The organism is Streptomyces sp. MB09-02B (genome assembly GCF_033794485.1).
GTDB lineage: Bacteria > Actinomycetota > Actinomycetes > Streptomycetales > Streptomycetaceae > Streptomyces.
This window is the reverse complement of sequence record NZ_JARGEE010000046.1, coordinates 1-13,828: the sequence shown is the minus strand read 5'-3', so window position 1 is coordinate 13,828 and position 13,828 is coordinate 1. Positions and strand designations below refer to the sequence as shown.

The 13,828-nt window shown below is 72.8% G+C and carries 8 protein-coding genes; 3 read left to right on the top strand and 5 right to left on the bottom strand.

All coding sequences use genetic code 11. The features are described 5' to 3' along the window. Window positions 1–155: 155 nt before the first annotated feature. The 3 genes from P1P70_RS09750 to P1P70_RS09740 form a co-directional block, all read right to left on the bottom strand. Window positions 156–2,246: a tetratricopeptide repeat protein gene (locus P1P70_RS09750; protein WP_319236253.1), complete on the bottom strand. Its 2,091-nt coding sequence runs from the start codon at window positions 2,244–2,246 to the stop codon at window positions 156–158. A 273-nt stretch (window positions 2,247–2,519) separates the two neighbouring features. Beyond that, window positions 2,520–3,146: an NUDIX hydrolase gene (locus P1P70_RS09745; RefSeq protein ID WP_319236252.1), complete on the bottom strand. Its 627-nt coding sequence runs from the start codon at window positions 3,144–3,146 to the stop codon at window positions 2,520–2,522. Window positions 3,147–3,242: 96 nt separating this feature from the next. After that, complete coding sequence (locus P1P70_RS09740) at window positions 3,243–4,901, bottom strand: CTP synthase (RefSeq protein WP_319236284.1); 1,659 nt, start codon at window positions 4,899–4,901, stop codon at window positions 3,243–3,245. A gap of 576 nt (window positions 4,902–5,477) precedes the next feature. On the opposite strand from P1P70_RS09740, the gene P1P70_RS09735 reads away from it, so the two are divergent. The 3 genes from P1P70_RS09735 (at window position 5,478) to P1P70_RS09725 (ending at window position 10,576) form a co-directional block, all read left to right on the top strand. After that, entirely contained in the window at window positions 5,478–7,280 is a 1,803-nt protein-coding gene (locus P1P70_RS09735) for a glycoside hydrolase family 15 protein (protein ID WP_239760270.1), read from the top strand. Window positions 7,281–7,522: 242 nt separating this feature from the next. Further along, entirely contained in the window at window positions 7,523–8,905 is a 1,383-nt protein-coding gene (locus tag P1P70_RS09730) for an FAD-binding oxidoreductase (protein ID WP_319236250.1), read from the top strand. A gap of 21 nt (window positions 8,906–8,926) precedes the next feature. Next, window positions 8,927–10,576: a PucR family transcriptional regulator gene (locus tag P1P70_RS09725; RefSeq protein ID WP_319236248.1), complete on the top strand. Its 1,650-nt coding sequence runs from the start codon at window positions 8,927–8,929 to the stop codon at window positions 10,574–10,576. A 24-nt stretch (window positions 10,577–10,600) separates the two neighbouring features. Here the strand turns inward: P1P70_RS09725 and P1P70_RS09720 are convergent, their stop codons facing one another. Beyond that, a complete protein-coding gene (locus tag P1P70_RS09720) occupies window positions 10,601–11,737 on the bottom strand; it encodes a glycosyltransferase family 4 protein (RefSeq protein WP_319236246.1) in 1,137 nt (378 codons plus the stop codon). 191 nt (window positions 11,738–11,928) lie between these two features. Continuing rightward, entirely contained in the window at window positions 11,929–13,671 is a 1,743-nt protein-coding gene (gene recN / locus P1P70_RS09715; protein ID WP_319236244.1) for a DNA repair protein RecN, read from the bottom strand. Between the last annotated feature and the right edge of the window lie 157 nt (window positions 13,672–13,828).

Below are 13,828 nucleotides of genomic sequence, written 5' to 3'. Positions count from 1 at the left end.
TCGGAGGGGTGTGGGGCTCGCACGCACAGGCGGAACATGCCCATGCAATGCAGGACATACCCGTACGCATCTGAGCGCACCGGGAGACACCGCAGGAGAACCGGCGGCGCAGCCAGTCTAATGAAGGTGTCCCCGCTGTCTAGCCTTTCAATGCATCAATCTTTCGCTGATGCACTACGGATTTCGTAGGTGTTAGCACCCTGTTCCGGCTCGATCTCGCCGGTTTCGGGGTCCGGGGCCTCGTCGCCGAGCAGTCGCTCGGCGGCCGCCCGGTGCAGCCGGGCCGCCGCCGGGTCGCCGAGCCGCTCCAGGGTGTCGGCGATCCGCAGCTGGATCGCGGCCTGCAGCCGGACGTCGTCGGCGCGCCGCGCCCACTCCGCGGCCTCCTGGCAGGTCCGCAGCGCCTCCTCGGGCCGCCCGGCGTACTCCTGGACCCGCGCCATCTCGCTCAACACCCTTGCCTGGCCGCCCACATCGCCCAGCCGGCGATGGCCGGTGAGCGCCGAGCTCCAGTTGCGCAGCGCCTCGCCGTACCGGCCCGCGTAGGTGTGCGCGGCGGCGATCCGGCCGTACAGCCGGGTGGCGTCCTCCCGCTCGTCCCGGGCGAGCCGCTGGGCGAGCGCCCTGCCGTACCAGTCGGCGGCCCGGTCGTAGTCCTCCAGCTCCTGGTGGGCGCCGCCTACGGATTCCATCGCGCGGCCGGTCGCGTACGGGTCGTTCGCCCGCCGTCCGGCGTCGAGCGCGGCCCGGTAGCGGACCAGCGCCGCCGTCGTACGGCCGGTCCGGGCGTCCAGGTCGCCGAGGTTCAGCAGGGCGGCCGCCTGCTCGCGGGGCAGTTCACGGCGCTCGGCGACATCGAGGACGAGCCCGTGCAGGTCGTACAGGTCGGGGGCGGCGGCCCGGGTGCCGAAGTGCGCGACCAGTGCCCGGACGAGCTGGGACAGCAGGCGCCGGGCGAGGGTGTCCAGTTCGCCGTCCGCGACCGCGAGCCGGGCCGCGGCCAGCAGCGCGGGCCGGCGCACCCGCAACCACTCCTCGGCGGCCCGGGGCGTCGGGAACCGCAGCGCCTTGGGCATCGCGAGGAGCTTTTCGTGGGCCAGCGGACTGTCGGTCTCGGTGATGGCACGGCAGGACTGCAGCAGTCGCACCGTCCGCTCCAGCATCCGCGCACGGGCCAGCTGCAGTTCTCCCGGCCGCTCCTGGCCCTCGGCCACGGCCCGCAGCAGCGGCTGGAGACAGCCGGGGACCTCGTACTGCGGCAGCGGGGAGTCGACCTCGTGCAGGAAACCCAGGGCCACGAAATCGTCGAGCGCGCTGCGGGCCGTGCCGACCGAGCAGCCGGCGAGGCCGGAGGCGATGTGCGGGTCGACCAGGCCGGCGGGGGCCAGGGCGAGCAACGGCAGTATCCGGGCGGCCGTCGTCGGCAGCGAGGCGCACGCCAGCTTGAAGATCTTGGCGAGCGGCGCGCTGTCGTCCTCGTCGGCGCGCAGCTGTTTGGCCAGGTCGGAGACGGCGACGGAGGGCCGGGCCGCCAGCCAGCCCCCGGCGAGCCGCAGCGCGGCGGGCTGAGCCCCGCACACCTCGGCGAGCCCCTCGGCGGAGCGGGGGTCCACGGTGATGCGCACCGAGCCGCTGAAGCGTTCCAGCAGTTCCACGGCGGACTTGGTGTCCAGTCCGCCCAGGGTGCAGGGGCGGACGTCGGAGATGCCCGTCAGCGGCCCTCCGGAGACCGCGACGACCAGGGAGTCGGGGGTGTCCGGCAGCAGCGCGTCGACCTGCTCGGCGTCGGCGGCGTCGTCCAGCAGGAGCACCACCCGGCGGTCGGCCAGCGCCTCGCGCAACGTCTCACTGAGGTCGTCCCCGTCGGCACCGGCCGGCGCCGGCAGTCCGAGCCCTCCGAGCAGGTCCCGCGCCGCGCGCTCGACCGGGACCCGGGTGCCGTCGGGTTCGGTGAGCCGGGTCCGCAGCACCCCATCGGGGTAACCGTCGGTAACCTGCCGGACGAGTTCCTCGGCGAGCGCCGTGCGGCCCGAGCCGGGCCGGCCGGCGATGAGCAGCACGCGCGCGTGGGGCGCCTTGCGGCCCGCGAGGGTGTTGAGCCCGGCCCGGTCGATGTCGGCCCGTAGTTCCTTCAACTCTCGTGTACGGCCCAGGAACTGACTGTCCGTGGGGGCGGCCTCGACAGCCGGGGGCCGCCCCGTTCCGGACACCCGGGCACTCCCGAGGTCCACCGCCTGATCCGCCACGGGCCACACTCCCGTCCCACCGCACGCGCAAGCCCGCCGGGACTCCGGTTCGGGCGTTTCCCGAGCCTAGTTCACGCTCTGCGACGGTCCGGGCAGAGCGGGGCGGTGAGGTCGCTCGATCGGATCAGCAGATCGTACGACTGGTGCGGTGAGGGTGACGTGAACACGGCCCGCGTCCCTTTTGCGGGTGCGGCAACCGCGCCCCGTGAGGGGCGCGGGGAACTGCGCGACCAGCCACAACGCACCCGCAGCTCACCCCAACCCCAGGCACCCCTAATTCTCGAACGGCCGCGCAGGCCAAGCCGCCTCGGCCGCCCGCAGCGACTCCACCCCGTCCCCACTGCGCGCCGCCACCAGCGAAAGCACCCCCACCACAAGGCAGTTGTTGTGCAGCTCCCCCGCGAGCACCCCCCGCACCAGCTCGTCCAGCGGCACCCGGGCCAACTCCATGTCGGCCTCCTCGTCCTCCACCTCGAACCGCCGGCCCTCGGCCTCGGAAAGGTCCCGGGCCAGGAAGATCCGCACGGCCTCGTCGCAGCCGCCGGGCGTGGTGTAGACGTCGGTGAGGACCCGCCACTCCTCCGCCTTGACGTGCGCCTCCTCGTACAGCTCGCGCTGGGCGGCGTGCAGCGGGTTCTCGCCGGGCACGTCCAGCAGCCCGGCCGGGATCTCCCACAGCTTCTCGCGGACCGGGTGGCGGTACTGCCGGATGACGAGCACCCTGTCCTGGTCGTCGACGGCGAGGACGGCGACGGACCCGGGGTGCACCTGGTAGTCGCGGCGGACGACCGACCCGTCGGGCATGACCACCTCGTCCGTGCGCACGGAGGTCTTGTTGCCGACGAACGGGGTCTCGCTCGCCCGGACCTCCCACGCCTCGGCGGTGTCCTTGATCGTCATGTCGCCTCGTCCTCCCACACATGCAAAAAGAAACCGGGGCACACGTCCCGAAAGACGCGCACCCCGGTCACCGTACAGCTCTCGCGCCGCTCGGATTTACTTGCCGGTCTTCCGCTCCACGGCGGCCTTCACCAGCCCCGCGAACAGCGGGTGCGGACGGGTCGGACGGGAGCGCAGCTCGGGGTGCGCCTGGGTCGCGACCAGGTACGGGTGGACCTCACGCGGGTACTCGACGTACTCGACGAGCTTGCCGTCGGGCGAGGTCCCCGTGAACTGCAGACCGGCCTTCTTCTCCAGTTCCGCGCGGTAGGCGTTGTTCACCTCGTAGCGGTGGCGGTGGCGCTCCTCGACGTACTCCTTGCCGTCGTACACCTCGCGCACGATCGACCCCTCGGCGAGCTTGGCCGGGTACATGCCCAGCCGCATCGTGCCGCCCATGTCGCCCTCACCGGCGACGATGTCGAGCTGCTCGGCCATGGTGGAGATGACCGGGTGGGCGGTGCCGGAGTCGAACTCGGTGGAGTTGGCGTCCGGGATGTCGGCCAGGTTGCGCGCGGCCTCGATCACGATGCACTGCAGGCCCAAGCAGAGGCCGAGCAGCGGGATCCGGTTCTCGCGGGCGTACCGGATGGCGCCGACCTTGCCGGAGACGCCCCGGTCGCCGAAGCCGCCGGGGATGCAGATGGCGTCGACGTCGGCGAGCTGGGCCGCGGCGCCGGCCGGGGTCTTGCAGTCGTCCGAGGTGACCCACTTGATCTTCACCCGGGCCTTGTTGGCGAAGCCGCCCGCGCGCAGCGCCTCGGTGACCGAGAGGTAGGCGTCGGGCAGGTCGATGTACTTGCCGACGAGCGCCAGGTTGATCTCGTGCAGCGGGTTGTGGACGCGGTCGAGCAGGTCGTCCCAGGTCGTCCAGTCCACGTCGCGGAACGGCAGGTCCAGTTTGCGGACCACATAGGCGTCCAGGCCCTCGCCGTGCACGGTCTTCGGGATGTCGTAGATCGAGCGGGCGTCGGGGCACGCGACCACGGCGGCCTCGTCGACGTCGCACATCAGGGAGATCTTGCGCTTGATCGCGGCGGGAACTTCACGATCACAGCGCAGAACGATCGCATCTGGCTGAATACCGATGTTGCGCAGCGCCGCAACCGAGTGCTGCGTCGGCTTCGTCTTCAGCTCTCCCGAGGGCCCGATGTACGGCAGGAGCGAGATGTGGACGACGAAGACGTTGTCACGGCCGACCTCGTGACGGACCTGGCGGACGGTCTCCAGGAACGGCAGCGACTCGATGTCGCCGACGGTGCCGCCGACCTCGGTGATGACGACGTCGACCTCGTCGGAGGCCATGCGCCGGATGCGGTGCTTGATCTCGTTGGTGATGTGCGGGATGACCTGGACGGTGTCGCCCAGGTACTCGCCGCGCCGCTCCTTGGCGATGACCGTGTTGTAGACCTGGCCGGTGGTGACGTTGGCCGAGCCGTCCAGGTCACGGTCGAGGAAGCGCTCGTAGTGGCCGATGTCCAGGTCGGTCTCGGCGCCGTCGTTGGTGACGAACACCTCACCGTGCTGGAAGGGGTTCATCGTGCCGGGGTCGACGTTCAGGTAGGGGTCGAGCTTCTGCATCACGACGCGCAGACCACGGGCCTTGAGCAGCATGCCGAGGCTGGAAGCGGTCAGACCCTTGCCGAGCGAGGAGGCGACACCCCCGGTGACGAAGATGTGCTTTGTCGTCGTGTTTCGAAAAGCAGCGGGCGGCATGGCCAAGAGGGGGCTCCCGTGGTCGCGGTTCGGTGTGCGGGTCGGCCGCCGCCCGAACTCATCCGTCGGGGGAGCCTTCGCTGCGGTTCGGGGGTCCCTCGTGCGACTTTTTCGCTGGGGGCGCCCACCGGTCCACGGGCTACCAGGGTATCAGCGACAGGACACGATCGCTTCCGGCCACGCTCCGCGCACGAGCCGACACGGACCTCGCACAACGGTCGGCGAATCCCGGACGACCTTCACCATTAGCTCACCCGTTCGGCCCACTCGTGTTGTCTGGAGCGGCACGCGGAGCCCTCCGGTGCGTCGTATCCTCTTCGGACACTCGCTGCCGAGCGCGGCCGGCGCGACGGCACCACCCCCGCCCGTCTCCGGTAATCATGAGAGCTCGTCAGTCCGTTGAGCAACGATCGCCTCATTTGCGTTGAGGATCGTTGAGCGACATCGCATGACACCGTCCCTTGGATCACTCTGGAAACATGGTTCCTTTGTCGATCCCTTGGGTCCCTTGACCGCACACCGCACAGCGACCGCCCCTCGGGGGGCGACGACGTGGCCGTTCGACTGGAGTTGCACGTGGCCGGGCGCATCGAAGACTACGCACTCATCGGAGACATGCAGACCGCCGCACTGGTCTGCCGGGACGGCACGGTCGATTGGCTGTGCCTGCCCCGCTTCGACTCCCACGCCGTCTTCGCGGGACTGCTCGGCACCGAGGAACACGGGTTCTGGAGACTGGGGCCCGCGCACGCGGCCGACGCAGAACCGCCCACGGCCTCCCGCCGCCGGTACCGCGGCGACTCGCTGATCCTGGAATCCGAGTGGGACACCCCGCGCGGCACGGTCCGTGTGACGGACTTCATGCCGCCGCGTGACGGCGCCCCGCAGCTGATCCGGATCGTGGAGGGCGTCAGCGGCCGGGTGCCGATGCGCTCCGCGCTGCGGATGCGGTTCTCGTACGGCCGGGTGGTGCCCTGGGTGCACAAGCACGAGGGGCGCACGGTGGCCGTCGCCGGGCCGGACTCGGTGTGGTTCGACACCGAGTGCGAGACCTACGGCAAGGCGCTGACCACCTACGCCGACTTCACCGTGACCCCCGGCGACCGCATCGCGTTCACGATCTCCTGGGAGCCCTCGCACAAGCAGCCCCCGCCGCTGCCGGAGCCCGAGCCGTCGCTCCGGGCGACCGAGGAGTTCTGGCGCGACTGGGTGGAGCAGTGCACGTACCACGGCCCCTACCGCGAGGCCGTGATCCGCTCCCTGATCACGCTGAAGGCCCTGACGTACGCCCCGACCGGCGGCATCGTCGCCGCCCCGACGACCTCCCTCCCGGAGCACATCGGCGGCGTCCGCAACTGGGACTACCGCTACACCTGGCTGCGCGACGCGGCCATCACCCTCTCCTCGCTGCTGCGTACCGGCTACCGCGACGAGGCCCGCGCCTGGCGCGAGTGGCTGCTCCGCGCGGTCGCCGGCGACCCGGAGAACCTGCAGATCATGTACGGCATCGCCGGTGAGCGGGAGCTGGGCGAGGCCGAGCTGGAGTGGCTGCCCGGGTACGAGAACTCCGCGCCGGTCCGGGTCGGCAACGGCGCCGCGCACCAGCTCCAGCTGGACGTGTACGGCGAGGTCACCGAGGCCCTGCACCTGGCCCACATGACCGGCCTGGCGCGCAACGACTACGCCTCCCTCCTCCAGCTGAAGCTGATCCGCTACCTGGAGGACCACTGGGACGAGCCGGACGAGGGCATCTGGGAGGTGCGCGGCCCGCGCCGCCACTTCGTGCACTCCAAGGTCATGGCCTGGGTCGCGGTGGACCGGACCATCAAGCTCATCGAGTCCGGTGACGCGGACGGCCCGCTGGAGAAGTGGCGCGAGCTGCGCGACGACATCCACCGGGACGTGTGTGAGAAGGGTTACGACAAGGAGCGCAACACCTTCACACAGTCGTACGGATCGAAGGAACTGGACGCCTCGCTGCTGCTGATCCCGCAGATGGGCTTCCTGCCGCCGGACGACAAGCGGGTCATCGGCACCATCGAGGCGATCCAGCGCGAGCTGTCGACCCCCGACGGCTTCATCCTGCGGTACCCGACCTCCGGCGAGGAGGAGGGCGTGGACGGGCTGCCGGGCGACGAGGGCGCGTTCCTCGCCTGCTCGTTCTGGATGGCCGACGACCTGGCGATGATCGGCCGGGTCGACGAGGCCCGCAAGCTCTTCGAGAAGCTGCTCTCCCTCCGCAACGACCTCGGCCTCCTCGCCGAGGAGTGGGACCCGGTGCTCAAGCGCCAGGTCGGCAACTTCCCGCAGGCGTTCAGCCACGTGCCCCTCATCGACACGGCCCTGCGGCTGACCGCCTCGGGGGCGTACGGCGGCTGACCGCGTCGAGGGCGTGCGGCCGCTGACCGCGTCGGGGGCGTGCGGCACGCCGTGCGCGCTCTCCGGTCCGGCGCGCACGGCGGCGGACCGGAGAGCGCGCACAGGCGCACACGGCAAGCGCTTGCGCTCGCTGGTACGGGTGGGCGCAGGAGGCACCTCGTAACCCCCGAGCAGGCCCGATCCGCCTTGCCCGCCTAGCCTGGAAGGAGCCCTGTCCCCCGACCGAAAGGGGGCGGCTCACCATGGCTCCCTTCTCGAAGGCGCGGGCGGCCCTCGCCGCACTGCGCGAGGATCTGGCCGGTGACGTGTTCGCCCCGGGAGACCCGGGGTACGACGACGCCCGCACGGTCTTCAACGCCATGATCGACCGGCGTCCGGCGGTGATCGCGCAGTGCGCCGACGAGACCGATGTCGTCCGGTCGGTGTGCTTCGCCCGCGACCTCGACCTGCGGATCGCGGTGCGCGGCGGCGGCCACAGCGTGGCCGGAATGGCGCTGAACGACAACGGGCTCGTCATCGACCTCCGCCGGATGCACGGGGTCATGGTCGACCCGGCGGCCAGGACCGCACGGGTCGGCGGCGGCGCCACCATGAGCCATCTCGACCGCGCCACCGAGCCCCACCGTCTCGCGACCACCGGAGGCCGCGCGTCGACCACGGGGGTGGGCGGCTTCGTCCTCGGCGGCGGCAGCGGCTGGCTGGACCGCACCTTCGGCCTCGCCGTCGACAATCTGCTCGGCGTCGACCTGGTGACCGCCGACGGACACACCGTCCACGCGGACACCGAGGAGAACCCGGACCTGTTCTGGGCGCTGCACGGCGGCGGCGGGAACTTCGGCGTGGCCACCGCGCTCACCCTCCGGCTGCACGAGCTGCCCGCCTTCGCCGTCGCCCTGCTGCTCTACCGCCCGGAGCACGGCCCCGAGGTGATCCGCGTGTACCGCGAGGTCGTCGAGACCGGCCCGCGGGAGGCGAGCGGCGGCGTGCTCTATCTCACCGCCCCGCCCGAGGAGTTCGTCCCCGGGCATCTGGTGGGCGGGCTCACCTGTGCCGTCCTCCTGACGTACGCGGGAACCGAGGAGGACATGCGCAAGGTCGCCCAGCCGCTGCTGGCGATGCCGCACGAGGCGGAGATCGTCGGCGCGATGCCGTACGCGGACGTGCAGTGCATGATCGACGACCCGCCGGGGATGCGGAACTACTGGTCGGCGGAGTATCTGACCGGGTTGCCGGACGAGTTGGTGGACGTGTTCGCCACCCGCGCCTGGTCGATGCCCGTGCCGACCGGCACCCAGCACGTGCTCTTCCCGCTCGGCGGCGCGATACCGGAGGGCCCCGCCCACTACCCCGTGCCCTACCGGGACTCCCCGTGGGTCGTGCACCCCTTCGGCGTCTGGGAGGACCCCGAGGACGACGACCGGTGCAAGCGCTGGGTACGGGACGTGCGCGCCGACGTACGGCCGTGGAGCACCGGTGACGTCTATCTCAACTTCGTCGGCGACGAGGGCGCCGACCGGGTCGTCGCCGGTCTCGGCGTCGACAACTACCGGCGGCTGACGGCGGTGAAGACCGAGTACGACCCCGACAACGTCTTCCGCTACAACCACAACATCCCGCCGGCCTGAGCACGGGGTACCGTCCGCTCCATGGACACCCGTGGAGGCCGCGCACCAGGTGACGGCCGCGAGGCGCAGGGCGGCATCACCGTGCGGCGGGCGCTGGAGCTGCCCGGACTGCGCGGCGGGCTGCCGGAGGTCCTCGCGGGCGGCGACCGGCTGCACCGCACCGTGCGCTGGGTGCACGCGGGCGAGGTCCCCAACATCGCCTCGCTCCTCAAGGGCGGCGAACTGCTGCTGACCACCGGGTACGGGCTCGGCACCCGCCCCACCGACCAGCGCGCGTTCGTCCGGACCCTCGCCGAGCGCGGTATCGCGGCCCTGGTCGTCGAACTGGGCCCGCGGTTCGCCCGGCTTCCCGCGGCCCTCGTCGAGACGGCGCGCTCGGCCGGGCTCCCGCTCGTCCAGCTGCACCGCGAGGTGGCCTTCGTGACGGTCACCGAGGAGATCCACACCGAGATCGTCAACGGTCACTACGCGCTCCTCCAGCAGGCCGAGGAGGTCCACCGCCGCTGCACGGAGGCCCTGCTCGGCGGCGGCGGAGTCCCGCAGGTCCTCGGCATCCTGGCCGACTTCAGCGGCAACCCGGTCTTCCTGGAGACCCCCGACGGACAGCTCCTGTACGCCGCCGGGACCGGTCCGGCGGACACCGATCCGCTCCAGGTGTGGGAGGGGCTGCGCGACCGGCACCAGGACGAGCCGCCCGCCGGGACGACCCTCGTCGACGTACCGGGCGGCGGCCCCGGCACCGGCTCGGTACGGGCCCGTCTGGTCCTCCTGCCCGTCGTGGCCCCCTCGGCGCCCGTCCACCGGATGGCGGCCGAACGCGCGGCCGGCCTCCTCGCCGTCGTCCTGATGCAGGCCCGCCAGGAGGAGGAGCTCGCGGCACGAGGGCGCGGCGACTTCCTCACCGACCTCGCCGAGGGCCGCGTCCAGGCCGAGGACGCCCCCGCACAGGCCCGCGTCCTCGGCTTCAAGCCGGGCACCGGCCCTCTCCTGCCCGTCGTGATGCGGCTCGCCGACGGCCTCTCCCCCGGCGGGGGCTGGGCCGCCCTGGCCCGCGCGGTGGCCGAGGAGCTGGCCTCCGTCGGCGTACCCGCGCTGCTCGGCGTACGCCCCGTCGAGGGCCGCGTACCGCTGCTGCTGGGCCTGCGCGCGGAGTCGGAGCGCACTGCGGTGGCCGACAGGGTCGCGACGGCGCTGCGGGCCGGTGTCGAGCGCACGGGGATACGGCGGCCGGGCGGGTCGCCGCCCGTGGTGGTCGTCGGGGTGCCCGGCGGCTGGGCGGCCGCCTCGGCGGGCCTCAGGCACGCGGCGGAGACGGCGACGGCCGCACAGGGCCTGGCGGACCGCCCCTGGTACGACGCCCGGCGCCTCGACATCGACCTGCTGCTGTGGCGGCTGCGCGACCACCCAGACCTGGCGGCCTTCGTGGACCGCGCGATCGGCCCCCTGCGCGACCACGACGACCGGGCCAGGCCCCCGCTGCTGCCGACCCTGGAGACGTACCTCGCGCACGCCGGCCGCAAGGCGGAGACCGCCCGCGAGCTGCATCTCAACCGCCAGACCCTCTACAACCGCCTCGCCCGCATCGGCGAACTGCTCGGCACCGACCTGGACGACCCCCAGACGGTACTCGCCCTGAGCCTGGCTTTGCGGGCCCGCAGACACGTCGGCTGAGGCCGGAGACCCCTCGCGGGACCGTCAGGTCAGCGGCCTGAGCCGCGTCAACTCGTCGTACACGCTGAGCACCTGGGCCACCGTCTCGTCCTCGGTCGGCCAGGTGGCCGCCTGCCGGGTGCCCCGGTCCCGCAACGTCTCGCACCGGGCGGGGTCGCCGAGGAGACGTACGACGGCCCCGGCCAGCGCCCCCGCGTCGCCGTACGGGACGAGTTCGGCGCCGTCGCCGACCAGGTCGGGCACCGATCCGTCGGCGGCGGCGACGAGCGGCACGCGCGCGCGGAGCGCCTCCTGCGCGAGGACCGAGCGGGACTCGGGACCGCCGGGCAGCAGCGCCAGGTCGGCGGCCGCGATCAGTTCGGAGACGTCGTCGCGCCGCCCGATGAGCCGTACGGGCAGTTCCTCGTCCTCGATGCGCCGCTGCAGCGTGCCCCGCAGCGGCCCCTCGCCCGCGACGACGAGCAGCGGGGCCGGGTCGAGACCGCGCCACTGACCGGCGGCGTCGAGGAGGGTGTCGCACCCCCGCCGGCGGTCGAGCGTGGCCACGGCCATGAGCAAGGGGCGTTCCGTGGCGCCCAGCTCGGCCCTGACCTTGGACGCGGGCCGGTCCGGGTCCTCACCGGAGACGGTCCGGCGCGGCACGGGCAGCGCGACGGCGGCGAGCCGGGCGTCGCGCGCGCCCCGGCGGCGGGCCCGGTCGACCAGGTCGGAGGAGGTACCGAGGACCACGGCGGCGACCTTGGCGACCCGCCGCTCCAGCAGCCGCAGCAGATGCGCCCGCGCGCCCTCGGCGTACGACCGCGTGTGCAGGGTGACGACGAGCGGGGTGGTGCGCCGGCCGAGCGCGAGGGTGGCGCGGAAGCCGGCGTGCAGTCCGTGCGCGTGCACCAGGTCGGCGTCCGCGCAGGCGCTGCGCAGGCCGGCCACCGAGGCCGGGTCGCTGCTGCGGGGCACATGGACGTGGTGGGCGCCGACGCCGGTGAAGTCGTACAGACCGTCCGTCTCGCTGGGGGCGCAGACGGTGACCCGCACGCCCCTGGCGACCAGCCCCGAGGCCAGCGACCGCACGTGCGCGCTGCTCACCGCGCTGCCGCCGCCGAGCACTTGCACGGTCCGCAGCGGCGACTGGCCGTGTGGTGAGTGGCTGCTCACGTGGCTCACGTGGCCGGGGCTCCTGGTTCGGGGTCGGACATACCTGACCAAGGATGCCAGGCCGCAGGGGTGTTCCGGGACAGCCGAACGGGGCGGCCGCCGGAGGGGCGGGCAACCCCGGACCCAGGCTCACCCACACGAGTGAACTCCCGCACGCGGTTGCCCCTCTGGGTGACTCCAGCCCCACTCCTATGCCACTCCTACGCGTCCGCGCGGGCCGCCGCCAGCAGTTCCTCCGCGTGCGCCCGGGCCGTCTCCGAGTCCTCCTGGCCGGCGAGCATGCGCGACAGCTCACGCACCCGGTCCTCGCCCTCCAGCACCTTCACACCGGACCGGGTCACCGAACCGTCGTTGGTCTTCTCCACCAGCAGCTGCCTGTCGGCGAAGGCGGCCACCTGGGGCAGATGCGTGACCACCACGACCTGCGCCGATCTGGCGAGCTTGGCGAGACGCCGGCCGATCTCGACCGCGGCCTTGCCGCCGACACCGGCGTCGACCTCGTCGAAGAGGTACGTCGGCACGGGGTCCGTCCCCGCGAAGACGACCTCGACGGCCAGCATCACCCGCGACAGCTCACCGCCGGACGCGCCCTTGGCGATGGGCCGGGGCGGCGCCCCCGGGTGCGGGGCGAGCAGCAGTTCGACCTCGTCGGCACCGGACGGCCCGTACGCGACCGTGCGCCCGCCCACCTCGACGCCCTCGGGGTCGTCGGTCTGCCGGATCGCGAACGACACGCGCGCGTGCGGCATGGCGAGGGAGGCCAGCTCGGCGGTGACGGCGGCGGCGAACCGCTCGGCGGCCTCCACACGGGCGTCCGTCAACGCCTGGGCGAGGCCGCCCAACTCGACCCGCAGCGCGTCCCGCTCGGCGGTCAGCTCGTCGATGCGTTCGTCGTCGCCGTCGAGTTCGGTGAGCCGCTGGGCGCCCTCCTCGGCCCACGACAGCACCGAGGCGATGTCCTGCCCGTACTTCCTCGTCAGCGCCGTCAGCGCGGCCCGCCGCTCCTCCACGGCCGCGAGCCTGAGCGGGTCGGCGTCCAGGTCGTCGGCGTATCCGGCCAGTTCCCCGGCCACATCGCCCAGCAGGATCCCGACCTCCCCGATCCGCTCGGCGAGCACGGCCAGCGCCGGGTCGTGCGACCGCACGGCCTCCAGTGCGCGGTGGGCGCCCGCGACGAGGGTGGCGGCGTCCACGCCCTCCGGGTCCTCGGGATTGCCCGCGAGCGCGGCGTGCGCGGCCGTGGCGGCGGAGGCCAGCGCCTCCGCGTGCCCGAGCCGCTCGGCCTCCTCGGCCAGCTCCACGTCCTCGCCGGCCCGGGGTTCGACACCGGCGATCTCGTCCAGGCCGTACCGCAGCATGTCGGCTTCCTGGGCCCGCTCCCGCGCGCGGGTGACAATCTCGTCGAGTTCACCGGCCACGGCCCGCAGCCGACGGTAGGCCTCGCCGTACTTGGTGAGCGGTACGGCCACCGCGTCGCCCGCGTACCGGTCGAGCGCCGCCCGCTGCCGGGACAGCTTCAGCAGCCCCTGCTGGTCGGTCTGCCCGTGCACGGCGACGAGTTCGTCAGCCAGCTCGGCGAGCACGCCCACGGGGACGGAACGCCCGCCCAGATGGGCCCGGGACCGTCCCTCGGCCGAAACGGTACGGCTGATCAGCAGCGCCCCGTCGTCGAGTTCGGCCCCGGCCTCCTCCGCCCGGACCACCGCCGACGCGCCCTCGGGCACGGCGATCCGGCCCTCCACGACGGCGTTCTTCGCACCGATCCGCACGAGCGCCGGGTCAGCCCGCCCGCCGAGCAGCAGGCCGAGGCTGGTGACGACCATGGTCTTGCCCGCACCCGTCTCACCCGTCACGGCGGTGAAGCCGGGCGACAACTCGACCACCGCGTCGTCGATGACTCCGAGCGACCGTATCCGCATCTCCTCCAACACGGACACGACCATACGAGGTCGAGGAGGCGGACCGCGACGCCCCCCGGCACCTATGTCACCCCGGAGAGCTACAGCGCCCTGAAGGGGCGCGGGGAACTGCGCGAGCAACCCACGACAAACCCGCAGCCGCTGACGATCCCCGCCATCCCCCCACGAGTCGCTAATGCCG